Below are 19,941 nucleotides of genomic sequence, written 5' to 3'. Positions count from 1 at the left end.
GCAGGGGAATCACGCGGGGTGGGTGGGCCGGACGACGTAGGTGCTGCCGCCCAGCAGCTTGCCCTGGAATTCCTGGAGGACGTGGAACTCCACGGGCCGGTCCGCCACGCCCTCGGGCAGCCGGACGTTGACGGCAAGACCGCGCGAGCCGCGCTCGGGGTCGATGTGCACGCCCTTCAGCTCGTTCTTGCGGTGCTCGTCCGGCTTCATGACGTACGAGCGGGCGAAGTCGAATTTCCGCACGAGTCCGTTGCGGTCGGTGAAGGTGGCGGGGAGGACCTGGCCCGGGTTGTCGAGCTGCTCGACGCCGTGCCCGGGCTGCGGCCCCTGGGCGTTCCCGAGCTTCTCGAAGGTGATGTAGAGCCGTGCCCCCTCGGGCAGGTTCGCCCAGTCGAACCGTACGGTGAACGGCTGGGGGGTCTGCTTGAAGTTGTTGAGCATGACGACGAAGGCCTTGGAGGGGGTGACGCCTCCGGGAACTGCGTCCTCCACCTGGAGGTTCTTCAACGCCGCATGCTTCTTCGAGGTCACCAGGGTCCCCACGTCGAAGATCTGGGCGGCCTGTACGGGGTCCTCGTCGCAGGTGGCGACGGCCAGGACGCAGGAGTGCTGGGCAGCCGTGGCCGGGAGGAAGTAGTCCCACTCCGCCACGCCCGGTTCCGCCGCCTCCAGCCGGGCGAACGTCCGGGTCGGGCCGAGCGGTGTGTACGCGGCGGCCGTCGGGTCGGCGGCGAAGGGTTTGCCGTTGGACCAGAAGTCCGCGGGCAGGGCCGGGAGGCCGGCGGAGGCGTCGGCCAGGAAGGCCCGTACGCGCACGTTCGTCGCCGCGCTCACGCCCCGGTTGTGCACCTGGACGTAGAAGCGGTTGAGGCGGTCGCGGCGTGCCGTGCGGTGGGCGATCGTGGTCAGTGCGACGTAGTCGTCGACCGGGCTGGGCGTCTGGTAGTTCGGCTCCGGAGCGTCCACCAGGATGTCGGGGCTCTGCCACCACCACATCGTGCCGGGCGTCGGGCTCGGGTCGAAGGGGTCCGCGACGCCCGAAGGAGACGGCTGGACCCGCCCGGAGTCGAGCACCGTGTCGCGCACGTACAGGTCGACCGTCTTCGACTGCACCGCGTCGACGGGCCGCTCCCAGACGCTCCGGCCGTGCGTGGCCGCGCGCAGCAGGCGGCTCTTGGCGTGGAGGACGAGGTCGAACACCGGGGCGTTGGGCAGGCCCTGGTCCCAGGCGAGCCAGTTCAGGCCGGCGTCCTCGGTCCGGAAGACGCCGATGTCGCCCCCGCAGAAGAGACGGTCGGCGTTCGCCGGGTCGATGACGATCGTGTTGATGGGATTGGCCTGAAGAAGGCCGTTGGAGCGCGAGGTCCAGACGGATTCGGTCACGGCCCGCCGGTAGACGTGGTCGTTGGTGAACTCACCGGGTGCCTCGGAGAGCAGCAGGCCCCCGATCGTCACCCAGAGGGTGCCCGCCGTGTCGACGGCGATGTCGGAGACGCACACCGCGGGCAGGGCCGCGGCGGTCAGGTCGTTGCGCGCCACGTCCGCGGGGTTCCACGTCGTTCCGGTACGCCGGTATTCGTAGACGTGCCCGTCCTTCGTCCCGACGTACACGGCGGTGCTGTCGGTCGGATGGACGGCGATCGCCGTGATCGCCGCGACCGGCGCCGCCGAGACCGCCGACCACGTGTCCCCGCTGTTCGCGCTGCGCCAGAGCATTCCGCCACCGAAGTAGCAGGTCGTGGGGGTCGTCGGGTCGAGCGCGAACGGGCTGTAGAACTGGACGTCGCCGTCGCTGATCCCGCTGTTCTTCACCTGCCACGAGGCGCCGGCGTCGTCGGACCGCAGGATGCTCGTGTGGGTGTACTGCATGAACATCCGGGTGGGCTTCGACGGGTCGATCGCCGTGAAACCGCCGTCCCCGCCCCTCGACAGCTTCCAGGCCGGAGTCCCCGCGTAGCGCTGGACTCCGTTGTCCTGGGTGCCGCCCAGCATGACGTTCTCCCACTCGGGATGGAGGGAGAGCGACTCGAACTGCAGTGTCGCCAGGTCGCGGTTGCGGTGGCTCCACGTCATTCCCGTGTCGGTGGAGATCTGGACACCGCCGTCGTTGACCTCCCAGCAGGTGGCGGGGTTGACGGGGTCGAAGACGAGGGCGTGGTGGTCGTCGTGGACGTTCGCGACGTAGTCGAAGACGCCGCCGCCGGTGCTGGAACGCCACAGGCTGCGCTCGGCCACGAACACGATGTTGGGATCGGTCGGGTGCACGGCCACGCTGAGGGCCCACCAACTCTGGTTCGTGCACACGAATTCGGCCGTGTGGGTGTGCCCCGCGGCGGCGCTGGTGGTCAGGGACACCCGCCCGCCACCGGCCAGACGTGCGAACTCCTGCGCCGTGAACGAAACGGTATGTGCGTGGGGGGAGGCTACGGGCGATGTGCTCGAGTACGTGTGTGGAGCCGCCGCCCCGGACATGTCCGCGGCGGGCACGTTGAAGTCGTGGTCGTGCCCCGAGCTCGCGGACGTCTTCGACCCCGCCGGAATGTTGAGGCGGATGGGGACCGCCGACCACGTGGCCCCTCCGTCCGTCGTCCTGGCGAGCGCGGAGAAGCCCGGGTAGAACGCGAACAGCGCGAGGACCAGGTCGGGGTTCCCCGCCTGCTGGGTCATCGCCACCCGTTCGAAGGTGCCGGCGGTGGGCAGCCCGGTGCTGTTGACCGCCGTCCAGGCGGACCACGACCCATTGGTCCTGGTGCTGGTCCACAAACCCTGGCCGAAGGCGGCGGCGATGACCTTGACGGTCCCCGGGGGGCCCGCCACGCGCAGGGCCACCATGTCGCTGAACAGGCCGTCGCCGTTCAGGACCTCCCAGTTCACGCCGCCGTCGGTGCTCTCGCAGACACCGATGCTGGAGCAGAGCAGGAGGCGCCGGCCCGTCGAATCCGTCGGGTCGAACACCAGGCGGGTGATCTCGGCCCGGTCGAAGCGCGAGGTCCCCAGCTCCGTCCAGGTGTCGCCGCCGTCGGAGGAACGCAGCAGCCCGTTGCCGTAGTAGGTGTCGGCCGAGGACTGGAACTCCCCGGTTCCCGCGATGACGTGGAGATGGTCGTTGGGGTCGATGGCCAGGGCGCCGATCGCCAGGCTGTGTTGGAAGTCGGACTTCGGCGTCCAGGTCAGCCCGCGGTCCGTGGTCTTCCACACGCCGCCGTTCGCCGTGCCCAGGAACACCGTTCTCGTGTCGGTGGGGTCGACGGCGATCGAGAGGGCGCGGCCCCCGTAGCCCGTGCCGAAGGACACGACCGGGCCGGGACCGGTGGGGGTCCAGTTGGTGCCGCCCGTCACCGGCGGCGACAGAAGCGTGCCCGGGACCTCCTCCGGCGCGGCCCGCAGGGCCGCCTCGATCCGGTCCCGGCGCTTTCGCGCCGCCCTGATCTGCGCGATCTGCGTCTGCCGAACGGAGGGCGGGATGCGGCCGAGGTGGCCGAAGCGGCGCTCCCAGTGGAACCGCTCGCGCTCGAAGGGGCTGTCGCCCTCCTCCCGCTCATCGACAGCGGCCGCCGGCCCCTCGTCCGGGTCCGTCGGCCGCGCCTCGCCCCGTGGCGTTTCCCCGCGCGCCGTGACCACCACGGTGGTGTGCGCGTCGCCGTCGTACTCGCCCTGCGCGAATCCTTCCCCCGTCTGCGCGTACGTCGCGCCGATGTGGTGCTCGCCCGTCTCCAGCCGTAGCGTCGAGAGCCGGCAGAGGAAGGTTCCGGTGCCGTCCGGGCGGATCGCCTCGCCTTTGTCACGACCGGGATCGGGGAGGGTTTGCCCCCGCAGTACGCGGTCGGGCACGACCGCCTGCCCGTCGACCGTCACCCGGACGGGCCAGCCCTGCCAGCCCGTCCCCCGGATCTCCAGTGGCATGCCCTGCCTGCATGCGAGGGGGCTGACCTCAACGAGGGGGGCGGGGCCCGATGTGCCCTCGGACCGGCCCGTGCTGTCTGCATAGCCGTCCATGAACCTCACGGTAGTCCCGGGTCGGCGGCATCGGCCTGTCCAAACTTCAACGGCGTTCTCGGTAGCGTGGCCCTTTTCGACGGAGAGTGATGAGGCTGCCATGGGTGAACTGACGAAGCCCGAGGTCCACGTTCCGGAGGGTGACGCTCCAACCGAGCTGACCATCCGGGACCTGGTCGTCGGGGACGGGCCCGAGGTGAAGCCGGGCATGGTGGTCAGGGTCCACTACGTCGGGGTGACCTTCGAGTCCGGCAAGGAGTTCGACGCCTCCTGGGACCGGGGCCAGCCGTACAAGTTCGCCCTGGGCAGCGGCAAGGTCATCAAGGGCTGGGACCGGGGCGTGCGGGGGATGAAGGTCGGCGGCCGGCGCGAGATCATCGTTCCCCCGCGCCTCGGCTACGGCAAACAGTCGCCCTCGCCCCTGATCCCGGCGGGCTCGACCCTGATCTTCGTGGTGGACCTGCTCGACTCGTATTCCGGCACGACCGGATGGACCAAGGACCGCTGACCCGGCGGCTTCCCCGCGACGGGCCTACGGGGCAGACGCCATCGGTCCACCGGGGCGGTCGCCGGCCGCGACTCGCCCCGGAGGTAGCCGGGCGCGCCGGTGTTACGGCGTCATCTCGTACGCCCCGGACAGGGCTTCGACGCGCGCCCAGACGCGGGCCGCGCGGGCCTCGTCGACGACGGGGCGGCGTACGGCGGCCAGGGCCCAGGCCTGCTGCGCCGCCGTGGCGGAGTCCTTGCCGTGGAGTTCGACGGCGTGCCCGGAGAAGTCGCGCACCAGCACGGAGAACAGCTCGTCGAGCACGGACTCGTCCAGGTCCGTCAGGCGGGCCTGTTCCAGGATCAGCTGCCCGTGCACCACCAGCGCGAACAACTGGCCCACGGAGAGCAGGAAGTCGAGGTCGCGGCTCTGCTCCTCATCGGGCGCCACGGTGGCCACGAACTCGCACAGGGCGTCGGCCTGCTCCCGGAAGCGGGCCACGTTCGGGACGGCGGCGTACGCGTCGAACGCCGGCCGCCAGTCGTGGAACCGTACGGAACCCAGGCCGCGGGCCGGTCCCTGCCGGAAGAGGAAGGCGTCGTCGGCCGCGTCGAGGCGGGTCGGCACGGCGGGGTACTCGACCGGCTCCAGCAGGTGGTTGCGCATGAACTTGAGGATCAGCGCGAGGTTGACGTGGACCGTGCCCTCGAGCTTGGGCAGGCTGCGGATCTCGACGGCCGCCTCGGCGAAGTAGGTGTCCTTCTCGAAGCCCTTGGCGGCGATGACGTCCCACATCAGGTCGATGACCTTCTCGCCCTCCGTGGTCACCTTCATCTTCGTCATCGGGTTGAAGAGGAGGTAGCGGCGGTCCTCGGGGCCGGCCGAACGGAAGTAGTCGACGGCGCGGTCGCTGAACAGCTTCATTCCGACGAGGCGGACGTACGCGTCGGCCAGTTCGCGGCGCACGTGCGGGAAGGCGGTGACGGGGCGGCCGTAGAGGATCCGGTTCTGCGCGTGGGTGACGGCCTCGTACATCGCGTGCTCGCAGATGCCGATCGAGGCGGTGCAGAGGTTGAACTTGCCGACGTTGACGGTGTTGAGGGCCGCGTCGAAGGCGGCGCGGCCGGTGTGCAGGACGTCGTCCGGGGACACCGGGTAGGCGGCCAGACGGAACTCGCTGACGTACTTGGAGGAGTCGACGACGTTCTGGACCAGGTGGTACGCCGGGTGGCGGCTGTCGGCGGCGAAGAAGACGTACCCGTCCGGGCCCTCGACGTCCGTGCGGCGGCCGAAGACCGAGACGAGCCCGGCGGCGTTGCCGTTGCCGATGTAGTACTTGGAGCCGCTGGCCAGGAAGCCCCCGTCGCCGTCGGACTCCAGCAGCATGTCGGTGGAGTAGATGTCGGCGCCGTGGGTCCGCTCGGAGAGGCCGAAGGCGAAGACCTCGCCCTGGGAGAGGAGTTCGGCGGCCCGGGCGCGGGCGGCGGGGTTCTCGCTCTGCCAGACCGGGCCGAGCCCGAGAATGGTCACCTGCCACGCGTACCAGTAGTCGAGGCCGTAGAAGCCGAGGATCTCGTTGAGGGCGGCGATCCGGGCGGTGTCCCAGCGCTGGTCCTCGTGTCCGGCGGCGGAGGCCGGGGTGAGGAAGGTGGAGAACAGGCCCTCCTTGGCGGCGAAGGCGAGGAACTCCCCCAGCCAGGCGCGGGAGCGGTAGTCCTCGATCAGCCGGCGCTTGCCGCGCTCCTCGAACCAGTCGACGGTCGCACGGAGCAGCCTGCGGGTCTCGGGGTCGAAGTGCGCCGGGTCGTAGGTGCGCGGGTTGAACAGCAGGGAGTCGGCCATGGAGGTTCACCTTCGGAGGAGACGTGGAGGACGTGAGAGGGGAGAGGTGAGGAGCGGGCGAGCGGTGCGGTGCGGTGCGACGCCGTTCGCCGAGGGTCAGGCGGGCGGAGGTGTCACGCCGAGGCGGTGCAGGGTGGCGAGGACGTCGTCCAGCCAGGCGATCGTCATCCGTTCGTACGCGATGCCCCCGCGCAGCACGACGTGCTGGAGCTCCTGTCCGGCGTCGAGCGGGGCGGGAGCCTCGGGTCCGGTGAAGTCGCGCAGTTCCCCGGCGAGGTAGTGCGCGAGCCGGTCGCTGTGCGCCTGGTGGTGCCGTTCGACCTCGCGGATCAGCGCGACCGGGTCGTCGAAGGCCGCGCCGCGGATCTTGACGGCCAGGTCGTGGCGCAGGCTCTCGGGTTCGATCGGCTCGTGCAGCCACCGGGACAGGGCCGCGCGGCCGGGGGCGGCGACGGAGTACTCCTTCTTGTCCGGGCGGGCCTGCTGCGGCACCTCGCGGACGGTGAGCAGGCCCTCGCGTTCCATGCGCCCCAGGACGCGGTAGATCTGCTGGTGCGTGGCCGTCCAGAAGTAGCCGATGGAACGGTCGAACCGCCGGGCCAGTTCATAGCCTGAGCCCGGCATCTCCAGGAGGGAGACGAGGATCGCGTGGTCGAGCGCCATGCCCCCGATCCTGCTATGCAACTTGTTGCATAGACAAGCGCCGGCGCCCCGGTGAGACGTGACTCACCCGGAGCGCAGTCCCCCGCACCCGGCCGGCGGTGCGGCTCCTCACCGGCTGCCGGTCAGTCTCCGGCTTCGCGGGCGCAGGCCGGACAGAGCCCGCGGTAGGTGACCTCGGCTTCGAGGACCGTGAAGCCGAACCGTTCCCGCGCCGGGAGGCCGGCCAGGGGGTCACCGGTCGGGTGGACATCGCGGATGAGCCCGCAGCGCGAGCACACCAGGTGCTGGTGCGGGTGGTGGGCGTTGGGGTCGTAGCGTTTCGCGCGGCCGTCGGTGGAGACCTCCACGACCTCGCCGATGGCGACCAGTTCACCCAGGGTGTTGTAGACGGTCGCCCGGGCGATCTCCGGCAGCAGCTGCGCGGCGCGGGCGTGCACCTCGTCGGCCGTGAGGTGGGTGTGGTCGCCGTCGAGGACCTCCGTCACGACCCGCCGCTGGGCCGTCATCCGCCAGCCCCGCCCTCGCAGTCGCTCCAGCAGGTCACTCATATCGGCTCACCTGTTCGGGCTCGTCGGGATATCAGAAGTTTTTGTCTGCTTGATATGCGGGAGTGCTCTGCGTGTTCTCACAACGGTGCGGCCCGTAGTGCGCGACCATACGGACGCCGACACACGCTCGATCACCGGCGTCGTTCGTGAGGATAGCTTCTCGTCGGGCGCGGGTCGCAGTGCTCGACTCAGAAATGCAGACAGCGTCAAGAGCAGACAGCCAGCAGGTGGAAACACCGCGACAGGAAGAAGGACGGACGTGTCCGGCAGCGACAGCGAGAACCCGGTAATCCCCGCCCCGACCCCCGCCCCGACTCGCCCGAGGACGAATCAGGACTGGTGGCCGAATCAGCTGGACCTTCAGGTTCTCCACCAGCATTCACCCCGGTCCAATCCGATGGGCGAGGACTTCAACTACGCCGAAGAGTTCTCGACCTTGGACGTCGAAGCGCTGAAGCGGGACGTCTTCGAGGTGATGACGGACTCGCAGGAATGGTGGCCTGCCGACTACGGCCACTACGGGCCGCTCTTCATCCGGATGAGCTGGCACGCCGCGGGGACCTACCGCATCGCCGACGGCCGGGGCGGTGGCGGCTCCGGCGCCCAGCGCTTCGCGCCGCTCAACAGCTGGCCGGACAACGCGAGCCTGGACAAGGCGCGCCGTTTGCTCTGGCCGGTCAAGCAGAAGTACGGCCGGAAAATCTCATGGGCCGATCTTCTGGTATTCGCCGGCAACTGCGCCATGGAATCGATGGGATTCAAGACGTTCGGGTTCGGCTTCGGACGTGAGGACATCTGGGAACCCGAGGAAATCTTCTGGGGCCCCGAGGACACCTGGCTCGGAGACGAGCGCTACAGCGGCGACAGGGAACTCGCGGGTCCTTTCGGTGCCGTGCAGATGGGGCTGATCTACGTCAATCCGGAAGGGCCCAACGGCACCCCGGATCCGATGGCTGCCGCCAGGGACATTCGCGAGACGTTCGCGCGCATGGCGATGAACGACGAGGAGACGGTCGCGCTCATCGTCGGCGGCCACACGTTCGGCAAGTGCCACGGCGCGGTCGATCCCGAATACATCGGTCCGGAGCCCGAGGCCTGCCCCATCGAGCAGCAGGCCCTCGGCTGGAAGAACGCGTACGGCAGCGGCAAGGGCGTCGACACGCTCACCAGCGGGCTCGAGGGGGCGTGGACCAACGAGCCGACGAAGTGGGACAACGGGTACCTGGACAACCTGTTCGCGTACGACTGGGAGCTGACGACGAGTCCCGCCGGGGCGAACCAGTGGACCCCGAAGGATCCCGCGGCCCAGGGCACCGTCCCCGACGCCCACGATCCGTCCAAGCGGCACGCGCCGATGATGCTGACGACGGACCTCTCGCTGAAGCTCGATCCGATCTACGGGCCGATCTCGAAGAGCTTCCACGAGAACCCGGCCAAGCTCGCGGAGGCGTTCGCCAAGGCGTGGTACAAGCTCCTGCACCGCGACATGGGGCCCGTCGCGCGCTACCTCGGCCCGTGGATCCCCGAGCCGCAGCTGTGGCAGGACCCCGTCCCCCCGGCCGATCACCAGCTGATCACCGACCAGGACATCGCCGCCCTCAAGGAGAAGATCCTCGACTCGGGGCTGTCCGTCTCCCAACTGGTCACCACCGCCTGGGCGTCGGCGGCAAGCTTCCGCGGCACCGACAAGCGCGGCGGGGCCAACGGGGCACGCATCCGGCTCGCGCCGCAGAAGGACTGGGAGATCAACGACCTGCCCGAGGTGGCCGCGGTCGTGCAGGGACTCGACCGGATCCGGCAGGACTTCAACGGCTCGCAGGCCGGCGGGACGAAGGTCTCGCTCGCGGACCTGATCGTCCTGGGCGGGTGCGCGGCCGTCGAGCGGGCCGCGAAGAACGCGGGGCACGAGATCACGGTCCCGTTCGCACCGGGGCGTACGGACGCCTCGCAGGAGCAGACCGACGTGGAGGCGTTCGCCGTACTCGAACCGCGGGCGGACGGGTTCCGCAACTACGTCCGGCGGGGCGAGAAGCTGCCGCCGGAGACCCTCCTCCTGGACCGCGCCAACCTGCTGACGCTGACCGCACCCGAGATGACGGTCCTCGTCGGCGGGATGCGGGCCCTGAACGCCGGCTTCGCGCAGGCGGCGCACGGCGTCTTCACCCACCGGCCGGAGACGTTGACCAACGAATTCTTCGTCAACCTGCTGGACATGGGGACGGAGTGGAAGGCGTCGACCTCCGAGGAGAACGTCTTCGAGGGCCGGGACCGCGCCACCGGCAAGGTCAAGTGGACCGCGACCTCCGTCGACCTCATCTTCGGTTCGCACTCCCAGCTCCGGGCCCTCTCGGAGGTCTACGCCTCCGCGGACGCCGGAGAGAAGTTCGTACGGGACTTCGTGACGGCGTGGGACAAGGTGATGAACCTCGACAGGTTCGACCTCGCCTGAGCCCGATGGCCCGGTCGGCGGCCCACTGACTGACCACCGGCCGACCACCGGCCGACCACTTGTAGACCACCGGCTGCTCACCGGTCGCCCATGGGCCCTCCATCGACTGCCCACCAGGGAGCCATGGGGTGTCCATCGGCCGACCGGGCCATCGGCGAGGAGCCGGCCCTCAGCCGGCGAGGGCGACGAGCCTGCGGTACTCCAGCTGGCCCGTCCGCCGTGCGGTGAGGTGGACGTGGACGTCCGGGAGGTACTCCTTCAGCACGGTGTAGGCCTCCGTGTAGACCTCTTCCTGCCCGCCGGCGTCCGCCGGCATCCAGAGGACCAGCAGGTGTTCGTGCCTGCGGGCTCCTTCCCGGGTGGCGAAGAACAGCTCGTGGACGACCAGGCGCGCCTCCTCCGCGGGCAGGGCCTGCACCAGCTCCTCGTGGCTGAGATTGCCCTCCACCTCGGGCACCAGCGCCCCGGGGGGATCCTCGTAGCGGAGGATCACGGTGTTGATCTCCCGCGTCTCCTTCAGGTGGTGGAGGGCCTCAAGGGTGCCTTCCGAAAGGCCGACAGGGCTGCTCACGAAAAGACCTCACTTCGGCTCAGCCCTCCACGCCCGTGGAGGTGTGCGGGGCGCCGACGGGCTTGGATTCCGGGGATCCGCGCTGGCGCAGGTATACGGAGAGGATGGCCATGGCGGCGACGGCCAGCAGTTCGGACTGCCAGTTCTGCAGGGACCGGTTCCAGAAGTCGGCGGACGCCAGGTAGCCGCCCCAGGAAACCGGGGGCTGGAGCCGGCGCAGCTGCTGCTCGTTGTAGGCGGCCGCGCCGGCGATGGACTGGGCGAGCCAGGACAGGACGAACAGCAGGGCCATCACGGCCCCCAGGGAGCGCGAGTACAGCTTCTGCCGCCAGTCCTTCGTGCCGGCCCAGCGGGGTGAGTCGGCCCGGGCGTGGTCGCCGATGCGCTGCTCCTGGTCGCTTTCCGGTCCCGCTTTGTGGAGTTCCTTGGATTCGGGTGATCCTCGCTGGAGGAGCCAGACGGTGCCGAAGATGTAGAGGAAGAACTGCAGGAACTCCGACTGCCAGTTCTCCGTGACGTCGACGGCGAAGTCCGATGACATCAGGTACTCGCCGAGCGTCAGCTGCTGCAGCCCGTCGACGGCGAGGTCTTCGTTGAAGCCGGCGTGCCCGGCGAACGCCTGGCCGGCGAGGACGAGCAGGAAAGCGCCTCCGAAGGCGAGGGTGAGGCTGTTGTTCCGCCAGAACCCGCCGCGGCGGTCGTCCCGTTGCCCGCGGCTCACCGGTCCATCGCCCCGATCGTGATGAAGTAGGCCAGCCCGCCCAGGATCGTCACCAGGCAGGCGAAGAACAGGACGCGCACGTCAGCCGCCTTTCAGCGAGCACTGGTAGGGCTGGTCGCCCTGTGGTGTGCAGCCCGCGGCGACCACCTTCCAGCCGTCGTCGAACTGCGACAGGAACAGCGTGTCGTCCGCCAGGCGCAGCAGTGCCTGGCGCCCGTACACCTGCGTGCCGCGCACCGGGCCGGCCGCCGGCAGTTCCTCGCCGTGCAGGGCGGGACCGCAGGGCTTGTCCCGGTCCTCCTGCAGCTGCTGCCGGGTCTGGGGTGCCAGCAGCGCGCACGCCTGTGTGTAGTCCGCGTCGGCGAGGGCCTGCTCGAAGGCCTCTGCGGCCTGCCGGGCGCCGTCCAGCCGGGGCGCGGGCGCCCCGCAGCCGCACAGCACCGCCGCCATCGCCCCTGCGGCTGCCACCGCCAGGGCACGGCGTTGCGTGCCGCGGGGCCCGTAGCGGCCTTTCACTCGTCAGATGTCCTCGTCGCGCAGGTCCCCCTCGGCACGGCGCCGGTCCTCTTCCTCGCGGCGCTGCTTCAGCTCCTCGGGGGTCTTGCCGCGGGCGGGGGTGCCCGGCTCGGGGTGGACCGGGTCCTGGCCCGGCCGCACCGGGCGCTTCTGCTCCTCGCGGCCCTTGCCCGGCTCCTGGCGCTTGTCCTGCATACCGCCCATGACGGCTTCTCCCTCGTGGGTTGGGGGTACGGCCTGCTCCTGCTCACGCTGGCACAACACGTAGCAGACCGCACCATTTCCACTACCGCGCGTGGCAGGAGCCCGAGGCCGCGAGCCGGCGGCTCCCTCCCCTGACGTTTGCCCGGTGGGGACGAGGGCACGCGCCGACGGGGGGCACACCGTCCTGCGTTTTGGAGGCGCGATTGCCATGACGTCATTCGGCTACTTCCTGGCCTGCGAGGAATTCACCCCCGGCCAGCTCCTGGACCAGGCGCGCCGAGCCGCCGACGCGGGCTTCAGCCGCCTGGCGATCTCCGACCACTTCCACCCCTGGAACGACGCACAGGGCAACAGCCCACTGGTCTGGTCGATGATCGGCGCCCTGTCGCAGATCGTGGAGCTGCCGGTGACCACCCTGGTCACCTGCCCCACCATGCGCATGCACCCAGCGGTGACGGCCCAGGCCGCGGCCACGTCGAGCCGGCTGCTCGACGGCAGGTTCGCGCTGGGCGTGGGCACCGGTGAGGCGCTCAACGAACACGTCCTCGGGGATCGTTGGCCACCGTTCGCGGAGCGGGCGGAGATGCTGGAGGAGGCGGTCGAGGTGATGCGGGAGCTGTTCACCGGCCGTCAGATCAGCCACCGCGGACGGCACTACACCGTCGAGAACGCCCGCCTGTACACCGCTCCCCACGCCCGCGTGCCCATCCACGTGTCCGGCTTCGGGCCGAAGGCCGCGGAGCTGGCGGGGCGCATCGGCGACGGGTTCGTGTGCATGGGCCCCGACGAGGAGGCGATAGCGCGCTTCCGGGATGCGGGAGGCGGCTCGAAGCCGGTGATCGGGGGGCTCAAGGTGTGCTGGGGCGAGGACCGGGAGCAGGCCGTGGACACCGCGTACCGGGTGTGGCCCACGGAGCACCTGCCGGGTGAGCTCAATCAGATCCTGCCGACCCCGGCCCACTTCGAACAGGCGAGTGAGCTCGTCACCCGCCGGCAGGTGTCCGAGAACGTTCCCTGCGGCGCCGACGTGGAGGAACACGTGGCGGCGGTCCGCGCCTACGTGGACGCGGGCTTCGAAGAGGTGTACGTCGGCCAGATGGGGCCCGACAGCCAGGCGTTCTTCGCGGGATACCGGGACAAGGTGCTGCCGGCCCTCGCGGCCTGAGCGTGGGCGGGGCCGCGCGGCGCCGCTTGCCGGCGCCGTGTCAGTGGTAGCTGTGCAGGTCGGCTCCGGCCGCCGCCCCGTCAGGGGTGAAGACCTCTGCCGCACGCTCGACGCGGAGCGTCTCCAGGATCCGGATCTGCCGCTCGGCACGCCGCAGCAGATCCCGGACCCGCTCGACGTCGATGCGCGGCTCGGTGGCGGCCAGGGACTCGAGCGTGCGCCAGGCGCACGCCTTGCCCTCGACACCCAGGCGCATGGCTTCCAGCTCGAGGACGTCGCTGAGCGGTGATCGGGAGAGGAGCCGGCCGTTGAGCTTGAGCCGGCCGGCCTTCTCGGCGAGCCATCCGAGGGCCTCGCGGTGCCGCATCACGGGGACGCCGAGGTCGGCCATGATGCGCCGCAGGCTCTCGCGGTCCTGGGCCACCTCCGCGGCGAGCGACGCCAGCGGGGGCTCCAGCGTGGTGCCCCGATGGGCGCGGGCCGCCCGGCGGAGGAGTTCCACGCCGGACGCCGCGCCGGTCAGGTGGTCGTTGAGGTAGAGATCGAGGAGACGCGGACGGCTGTTCATGACGCTGCCTCCGTGAGGGTGGATGGCGGCTGGGAGGTCCCGGGGCTTCGGTTCAGGTCTTCAGCAGGCGGTTGAAGAACGAGCGGTAGTGCTGGAGGGCCAGCCGCAGGTCCTCCGTCGCCACGTGCTCACCGCTCTGCCACTGGCCCTCCAGTTCCTGCTTGTGCGATGCGAAGGTCCCGGCGAGGTTCTGCATGACCTCGGCCACCAGGGCGTCCGCCGACGTGACCGCTTCCCGGGGGTCGTCGACGAAGCGGACCTGGATCTCGCTCCAGGCGGTGCGGTAGCGCTCCGCCTCCCCGGTGGCGAGCAGTGGCTGCTCCTCGCCCCCCTCGTCCTGCTGGACCGGGGCGCGGGCCTCGGACTCCTCGCCGTTGCCGGTGGCGTCCTCGTCGCCGGGCATGGCGGCGCCGGTCGCCTCACCGGGGTAGACCGGTACGTTCGCCTCCGTTCCCTCTTCCCTCTCCCCTGCCGTCTCCCCTGCCGTCTCCCGCGCCGTCTCCCCGTCGCCCGCCCGATCCGGGTGCGCGAGGTCTTCCGTGGTCAGGGCGGGTCCCGTCCCCTCTGTGTCGTCGTCGTGGGTCCGCATGTCACCGGCTCCTCTGATCAGTGAGCAGTTCCTCGAACAGGGCGCGGTAGTGCACCATCGCCCCGCGGAGTTCTTCCGTCGTCGCCCGTCCCTCCTCGCTGCGCATCCTGACGTCGTGGGCGGCCCGGTAGTGCTCCAGCGTCCGGCCGTGTTCGACCGACAGGTCACGGACGGCTCCCCGGTACCCCTCGGTCGGGTAGCCGCGCTCCCTCATCAGCCGCGTCACCAGGTCGTCGGCCTCGTCCACGGAGCCGGCCGGGCGGTCCACGAAGTGCTCCTGGACACTGCTCCACTCCTGCGTGTACTCGCGCCTCCGCTCGGTGGGGAGTTCCTGGATGTCGAGCCGGTCGTGCCGCTGCTCGCGGTCGCGCAGTTCCCGCTCGGCGGCGAGCGCGCCGCCCTTCTCCGCGACCGTGCGCTCGTACTCCGGGCCGAATTGCCTGCGGAGGTGCCGCCGCCGCGCGAGGAGCAACAGGAGCATGGTGAGAGCGATCACCACGACCACCGCGGCCGCCACGACCGCTATGAGTGTGCTTGTCGACATGGTGGGGCCTCCGTCCTGGGGCCTTTGCGGCCTTGCCCTGTATGGGCGCGACAGCCCGCCCTCCCGGCGGACAAACCAGGAGCGGGGGCCGTCGATCGACGGGCGGGCCCGGGCGCCCGGTGCCACGCTGAGGTCGTAACCGATCCACGAAGGGGCAATCACCATGATCACCACTGACTTCGTCCCCGGCTCCCCCTGCTGGCTCGACCTCGGCGCCCCGGACGTCCCCGCCGCCGCCGCTTTCTACGGGGCCGTGTTCGGGTGGGAGTACGAGTCCATGGGCGAGGCCGAGGACATGGAAGGCGGCATGTTCCGGAAGGACGGGAAGGTCGTCGCCGGACTCGGCAAGCTCACCGAGGAGGGCGCGCGCCCGGCCTGGATGATCTACTACAGCGTCGCGGACGCGGCGGCCACCACCCGGGCCGTCGAGAAGGCCGGCGGGACGGTGCGGGTGGCGCCGAGGGATCTCGACGGGTGGGGCTGGATGGCGCAGTACAGCGACCCGCTGGGGGGCCAGTTCGCCGTCTGGCAGCCGGGGACGAACAAGGGCGTCGAGCTGGTGGACGAGCCGGGCTCGCTGTCCTGGACGGAGCTGTACACGAGCGACGCGGCAGCCGCCAAGGAGTTCTACGGGGGTGTCCTCGGCTGGCGGTTCAGCGACATGGAGCTGCCGGGCGGCGGGGGCACGTACTCCCTGATCACCCCGGCCGGACTCCCCGAAGCGCGGATGCACGGCGGTCTGATGGAGGTTCCCGGGGAGGACCTCGCCCTCGCGAACGGCCGGCCCTACTGGCACCCGGTCTTCAACGTGACCGACTGCGATGCCGCGGTCGCCAAGGTCACCGAGAACGGCGGCAGCGTGCAGATGGGGCCGGCGGACGCCGAGGGGGTCGGCCGGCTGGCCGTCTGCCTCGACCCGTCGAACGCCGACTTCGTGGTGCTGACCCCGAGCGCGCAGCCGTAGCGCCCCCTGCCGCTAAACGGCACGTTCCCGGGCGGGGTCCCGGGGATCCGGGTGATCTGCAGCATCGGCGGGGGCGGCGGCACGCAGCGCCGCCTCGACCCGGCGGTTGCCGGTCATGGTCGCCGTGACGACGGTCATGGTGAGGAGGAGGCCGGCGGCGGCGTAGAGCGGGGTGCGTACGCCCTGGGTGGTGGCCAGCCAGCCGCCGAGGAAGGCGCCGAACGGGGCGGCGCACATGGCGAGCATGCGGGAGGTGGAGGCCACCCGGCCCATGAGGTGCGCGGGGACGATCGCCTGTCGCAGGGAGGGGCCGAGCACCATCGTGGCGCCCATGCCCGCGCCGCAGACGGCGAGCGCGAGGCCGGCGACGTACGGGTTCGGGGCGGCGGCGAGGCCCAGGATGGCGAGTCCCTCGACTGCGGCCGTGCAGGTCAGCGCGGTACCGGTGCCGAGTCGCCGGCCGAGGAAGGAGGCGATGCCCGCGCCGAGCAGACCGCCGGTGGCCTCCGCCGTGAGGAGCAGGCCGAAGCCGAAGGTGTCGATGCCGAGACGGTCGTGCGCGAAGAGGGCCAGTACGGTCTCCACGGCGAGGAAGGCGATGTTCCCGACCGCCGGACGCAGCGCGAGCCCGAGCAGTAGCTGATCCCGGAACACGTACGAGGCGCCGGCCCGCGCCTGCCGCAGCAGCGACTCACGGGCCTGCGGTACGGGCCGGGGTGCGACGGGCAGCGACCGTACGAGCAGGGCGGAGAGCGCGAACGAGACCGCGTCGGCGAGCAGCGGGACCATCCGCCCGAGCGCGAGCAGCGCACTGCCCGCGGGCGGCCCGGCGAAGCCGGACGCGGCCGTCTGGGTGCCGCGCAGGCGGGAGTTGGCGCGCTCCAGGAGCGCGGGGTCGCGGCCGAGCAGGTCCGGCAGGTAGGCGGTGGCGGCCGTGTCGAAGAAGAGTCCGCCGAGGCCGAGGAGGAAGGCGACGGCCGCGAGCAGGGGAATGCTCAGCACGTCGAGTGCGGCCGCTGCCGCCGGTATCGCGAGCAGCACCGCACGCGCCGCGTCCGTGACCCACATCGTGCGCCGGCGGTCCCAGCGGTCCACCAGCGCACCGCCGAGCACCCCGAAGAGCAGCCACGGCAGGGTTCCGGCGGCCGTGACGACGGCGAGCGCCATCGGATCCCGCGTCAACGTCAACGCGATCAGCGGCAGCGCGGCATGCGTCACCCCGTCACCGAGCGAGGACACCGTCTGCGCGGTCCACAGCCGCCCGAACCCGGCCGGCAACTTCCGGACGCCTGAGCTCACTTGGCTTCCCCTTCTGTCTGCTTGCCCGATGCCGGGTGGAACAGCGCGAAGACGAGCGACGCGTCCGGCAGCGACGGATCGGACAGCTCCCGGTACTCGTCCGCCAGTGCCTCAAGCCGCGCGCCCAGCTCCGCGAACTGCTCCTCGGTGAGTCGCAGATGCGCCATGCGCACGTGCCGCTCGCCGTCCACCGGCGCTGCCTCCAGGTCCGCCACCGCATGCCGCATGAGCACGTCCGGGCCTCCCTCGCCCGGATCCGGCAGCACGATCGACCGCGCGGCCATGGCGTAGTACCGCTCGGTGACCCCCCGGACCTTCCGCGTGCGCACCACCTTCACCAGGCCGGCCCGTTCGAGCGTCCGTACGTGGTAGCTGGAACTCCCCTTCGCGAGGCCCACTCGCTCGGCGATCTGCGTGATCGTCGCGGGCTCGAAGCGGAGCACGGCCATGATCCGGTGACGCGTGAGGTTGGAAACGGCGCGTAGCTGCTCGTCGGTGGTGACGTGGAGTGCCTCGGGAAGATCATCGGTCGACATGCCTCAATGGTCAACACTTCTTGACCATTGCGCAAGGCCTTTCCCGCCGGACTTCCGTGCAGCCGTGCTTGGCGGGGTCTTCCGGTGTCCACGAGGTTGGCGATCAGCGCGGCGAGGGCACCGGCCCGGTGCCGGTACTCGCGCTGATCGCGCAGGGCCGCGTCGACGGCCCGCAGCCGGGCCAGGGCCGCCGGACCCTGGTCCTCCACGGCGTAGATCAGCGGATCGGTGACGCGGTCCAGGCATTCGGTGAGCAGCCAGCGGGGTGGCAGGTGGCGGCGGGCCGGGGTCCGGGCCGGTGTAGCGGGTGGTCAGGTACTGCGCCGGACCCGTCAGGCTCCAGCCGACGACGGCGCCGTGCTGGACCGGGAGCGCCACGTCGGGGGCGATCCCGATGCTCGCTCCCATCGGCTCGTCCAGGACGTCGAGGTCACGCAGACAGGTCAGCACGTGCCCCCGGGAACACGACACAGAACCAGGCACATCTCGTGCCGGAAGTCCTGGACCTCGCCCGCGCGGAGCCCGCCGGGACGGAGCGCAGGCAAGTGGAAACGCGGGCGGTGCTCGCGCGCATGCAGGACGTGCACGGCACCTGGAATTCAGCCCCCACCAGCCGCCGGCTGTTCTTGTCGAAACCGGAAGACGTCAGGGAAGTCCCACAAGAACTCCTGACTGCCGAAGGTATCCAGGACGAACCGCTCCCGCTCCTTCCGGTCCGCGTACTGGCACGAGGCACAGCGAGTCACCCGTGACGCGGGGGGTGATGAGCAGCGGTTCGTCCGTCACGGTTGCGCGCCAACCGCCGTCGAATGCCAGGTTCATGCTCACCCGTAGTCTTCGACGAGTTCCGCGAAGAGGCCGAGCAGGGCGTCGGCCCGATGTTCGGTCACGGCTACCGCGTTCCGGTCTCTCACCACCTCGAGCCACAACGAGGTGACCAGGTCCAGGCACGGGTAAACAGGAGACGAGTGCCCGGGGCGGGCGGAGCCGGGTCAAGAGTAGCGAAGCCGCTGGTCAGTTAGCGCACAGGACCCGTGAGGCTCCAGCCCACGACGATACCGACGATGCGCAGGCAGGTCACCACGGTGCCCCCGGAGCACGGCACAGCTCCATGGCCACGGCTCGCCGGATCGAAGCGGAACTCGACGGGCGTCTCCCACAACCAGTCCTGACTGCCGAAGGTGTCGAGCTGGAACCACTCGCGCCCCTTCACGCCCGCGTACGGCGCGATGCACACACGGAAGTCGCGGAAACACGAAGCCGGGTGCGATTGGACAGGGGTTCGTCCGACGTCACGGTCCAGCTGCCATCGACGGTGAGTACTGCGGTGACTGATGGCTCATCCATCCTGTAGACCTGGAGCCGGGTGGCCGCGCTGCGGGGAATCCCGCCCGCATAACGTCGATCACCAGTTCCCATAGATATCAACGATGTTGGCGGTCAACTCGCGCAGAGCGTCAACGCGGTGACGGTCCTCGCGCTGATCACGCAGGGCCTCGTCGGCGGACTGGAGCCGGGCCAGAGCTACCGGATCGCCGTCCTCCACCTCTTCGAGCAAGGGCTCGGTGGTCAGGTCCAGGCATTCGGTGAGCAGGCGACGGACCGTCGGGGACGGCGGGTGGGGGTCAGGGTCGGCGAACGTGATCGTCAGGTACCGGACCGGGTCGGTGAGGCTCCATCCGACGATAGTGCCGTGCTGGACAAGAAGCGCCAGGTCGGGGGCGATGCCGATGCGGGCATCCAGCGGCTCGTCGAGGACGTCAAGGTCACGCAGGCAGGTGAGCACGGTGTCCCCGGGAGCGCGGCACAGGACGGTGGTGATCTCGTGCCGGAAGTCCCGGACTTCGTCAGCCCGGAGTCCGCCCGGACGTACCGCGGGCGTCACGGGGACTCGGGCGGCGTCCTCGGCGGAAGCAGTCTCTCCTGGCAGCTGCAACTCGGCCCCGACCAGATTTCGCTGGGCCGGATCGAATCGGAAGACGTCAGGGGTGTCCCACAGCCAGTCCTGGCTGCCGAACGTGTCCAGGAGCCACTGCTCACGCTCCTTCACGTCCGCGTACTGCACGACGCGCACGGAGTCGCCTGTGAAGCGGGGGGTGAGGGGCAGCGGATCGTCCGTCACCACTGCCTGCCACTCACCATCGAATGAAAGCCTCATGTCCACCTTTGCCTCATCTGATCTGCACTCCTGGCGCCATATTCCCCTGTTTGCCGGGAATCCTGCCCTCCACGATGTCCTCGTGGGTCACCGGTTTGCCGGGGTCTGACGGACTGCCGCC

General features: G+C 70.4%; 18 protein-coding genes. 4 read left to right on the top strand and 14 right to left on the bottom strand.

The genetic code is table 11. The annotated features are described in order from the left end of the window. Positions 1 to 9: 9 nt before the first annotated feature. Complete coding sequence (locus ACFTXQ_RS10710; RefSeq protein WP_382638239.1) at positions 10 to 3,903, bottom strand: WD40/YVTN/BNR-like repeat-containing protein; 3,894 nt, start codon at positions 3,901 to 3,903, stop codon at positions 10 to 12. A gap of 193 nt (positions 3,904 to 4,096) precedes the next feature. Here ACFTXQ_RS10710 and ACFTXQ_RS10705 point away from each other — a divergent pair, with 193 nt between their 5' ends. Then, a complete protein-coding gene (locus ACFTXQ_RS10705; RefSeq protein WP_382638236.1) occupies positions 4,097 to 4,504 on the top strand; it encodes an FKBP-type peptidyl-prolyl cis-trans isomerase in 408 nt (135 codons plus the stop codon). A gap of 102 nt (positions 4,505 to 4,606) precedes the next feature. On the opposite strand, the gene ACFTXQ_RS10700 is transcribed toward ACFTXQ_RS10705, so the two are convergent. The 3 genes from ACFTXQ_RS10700 to ACFTXQ_RS10690 form a co-directional block, all read right to left on the bottom strand. Then, the gene (locus ACFTXQ_RS10700; RefSeq protein WP_382638233.1) at positions 4,607 to 6,325 is read right to left on the bottom strand and encodes an acyl-CoA dehydrogenase family protein; all 1,719 of its coding nucleotides are present in this window, start codon (positions 6,323 to 6,325) and stop codon (positions 4,607 to 4,609) included. A 96-nt stretch (positions 6,326 to 6,421) separates the two neighbouring features. Then, positions 6,422 to 6,988, bottom strand: coding sequence for a PadR family transcriptional regulator (locus tag ACFTXQ_RS10695; protein ID WP_382638230.1), 567 nt, complete (start codon positions 6,986 to 6,988; stop codon positions 6,422 to 6,424). A gap of 122 nt (positions 6,989 to 7,110) precedes the next feature. Next, positions 7,111 to 7,536 carry a Fur family transcriptional regulator gene (locus ACFTXQ_RS10690; protein WP_382638227.1) on the bottom strand — a complete coding sequence of 142 codons (426 nt, stop codon included), beginning with the start codon at positions 7,534 to 7,536 and terminating at the stop codon, positions 7,111 to 7,113. A gap of 259 nt (positions 7,537 to 7,795) precedes the next feature. On the opposite strand from ACFTXQ_RS10690, the gene katG reads away from it, so the two are divergent. Next, positions 7,796 to 9,985 (top strand): catalase/peroxidase HPI, encoded by a 2,190-nt coding sequence (katG, locus tag ACFTXQ_RS10685; protein WP_382638225.1) that lies wholly within the window; start codon positions 7,796 to 7,798, stop codon positions 9,983 to 9,985. 169 nt (positions 9,986 to 10,154) lie between these two features. Here the strand turns inward: katG and ACFTXQ_RS10680 are convergent, their stop codons facing one another. From ACFTXQ_RS10680 to ACFTXQ_RS10665, 4 genes are all read right to left on the bottom strand, one after another. Then, on the bottom strand, positions 10,155 to 10,556 hold the full coding sequence (locus ACFTXQ_RS10680; protein WP_382638222.1) for a hypothetical protein: 402 nt from the start codon (positions 10,554 to 10,556) through the stop codon (positions 10,155 to 10,157). A 19-nt stretch (positions 10,557 to 10,575) separates the two neighbouring features. Further along, positions 10,576 to 11,277 carry a DUF6766 family protein gene (locus tag ACFTXQ_RS10675; RefSeq protein ID WP_382638219.1) on the bottom strand — a complete coding sequence of 234 codons (702 nt, stop codon included), beginning with the start codon at positions 11,275 to 11,277 and terminating at the stop codon, positions 10,576 to 10,578. A gap of 81 nt (positions 11,278 to 11,358) precedes the next feature. Beyond that, complete coding sequence (locus ACFTXQ_RS10670; protein ID WP_382638216.1) at positions 11,359 to 11,745, bottom strand: hypothetical protein; 387 nt, start codon at positions 11,743 to 11,745, stop codon at positions 11,359 to 11,361. A gap of 51 nt (positions 11,746 to 11,796) precedes the next feature. Further along, positions 11,797 to 11,997, bottom strand: a complete 201-nt coding sequence (locus tag ACFTXQ_RS10665) for a hypothetical protein (RefSeq protein WP_382638214.1) — start codon at positions 11,995 to 11,997, stop codon at positions 11,797 to 11,799. Between the two features lie 208 nt (positions 11,998 to 12,205). Here ACFTXQ_RS10665 and ACFTXQ_RS10660 point away from each other — a divergent pair, with 208 nt between their 5' ends. Further along, a complete protein-coding gene (locus tag ACFTXQ_RS10660) occupies positions 12,206 to 13,162 on the top strand; it encodes a TIGR03557 family F420-dependent LLM class oxidoreductase (protein WP_382638211.1) in 957 nt (318 codons plus the stop codon). Positions 13,163 to 13,202: 40 nt separating this feature from the next. On the opposite strand, the gene ACFTXQ_RS10655 is transcribed toward ACFTXQ_RS10660, so the two are convergent. From ACFTXQ_RS10655 to ACFTXQ_RS10645, 3 genes are read right to left on the bottom strand one after another with little or no spacing between them, the layout of a single operon-like run. Next, a complete protein-coding gene (locus ACFTXQ_RS10655; protein ID WP_382638208.1) occupies positions 13,203 to 13,730 on the bottom strand; it encodes a hypothetical protein in 528 nt (175 codons plus the stop codon). A gap of 52 nt (positions 13,731 to 13,782) precedes the next feature. Then, positions 13,783 to 14,319 carry a hypothetical protein gene (locus tag ACFTXQ_RS10650; RefSeq protein WP_382638205.1) on the bottom strand — a complete coding sequence of 179 codons (537 nt, stop codon included), beginning with the start codon at positions 14,317 to 14,319 and terminating at the stop codon, positions 13,783 to 13,785. A gap of 1 nt (position 14,320) precedes the next feature. Beyond that, a complete protein-coding gene (locus ACFTXQ_RS10645) occupies positions 14,321 to 14,863 on the bottom strand; it encodes a hypothetical protein (protein ID WP_382638202.1) in 543 nt (180 codons plus the stop codon). 163 nt (positions 14,864 to 15,026) lie between these two features. On the opposite strand from ACFTXQ_RS10645, the gene ACFTXQ_RS10640 reads away from it, so the two are divergent. Further along, complete coding sequence (locus tag ACFTXQ_RS10640) at positions 15,027 to 15,827, top strand: VOC family protein (protein WP_382638200.1); 801 nt, start codon at positions 15,027 to 15,029, stop codon at positions 15,825 to 15,827. A gap of 12 nt (positions 15,828 to 15,839) precedes the next feature. Here the strand turns inward: ACFTXQ_RS10640 and ACFTXQ_RS10635 are convergent, their stop codons facing one another. From ACFTXQ_RS10635 to ACFTXQ_RS10625, 3 genes are all read right to left on the bottom strand, one after another. Next, positions 15,840 to 17,126: an MFS transporter gene (locus ACFTXQ_RS10635; protein ID WP_382638197.1), complete on the bottom strand. Its 1,287-nt coding sequence runs from the start codon at positions 17,124 to 17,126 to the stop codon at positions 15,840 to 15,842. Next, on the bottom strand, positions 17,123 to 17,662 hold the full coding sequence (locus ACFTXQ_RS10630; protein WP_382638194.1) for an ArsR/SmtB family transcription factor: 540 nt from the start codon (positions 17,660 to 17,662) through the stop codon (positions 17,123 to 17,125). Before ACFTXQ_RS10630 ends, ACFTXQ_RS10635 begins: the two co-directional genes overlap by 4 nt. A gap of 1,405 nt (positions 17,663 to 19,067) precedes the next feature. Next, the gene (locus tag ACFTXQ_RS10625; RefSeq protein ID WP_382638415.1) at positions 19,068 to 19,820 is read right to left on the bottom strand and encodes a hypothetical protein; all 753 of its coding nucleotides are present in this window, start codon (positions 19,818 to 19,820) and stop codon (positions 19,068 to 19,070) included. Between the last annotated feature and the right edge of the window lie 121 nt (positions 19,821 to 19,941).

The sequence above is a fragment of the Streptomyces sp. NPDC057010 genome (genome assembly GCF_042673805.1).
Classification (GTDB): Bacteria; Actinomycetota; Actinomycetes; order Streptomycetales; family Streptomycetaceae; genus Streptomyces.
This window is presented reverse-complemented; position numbering and strand designations above follow the sequence as displayed.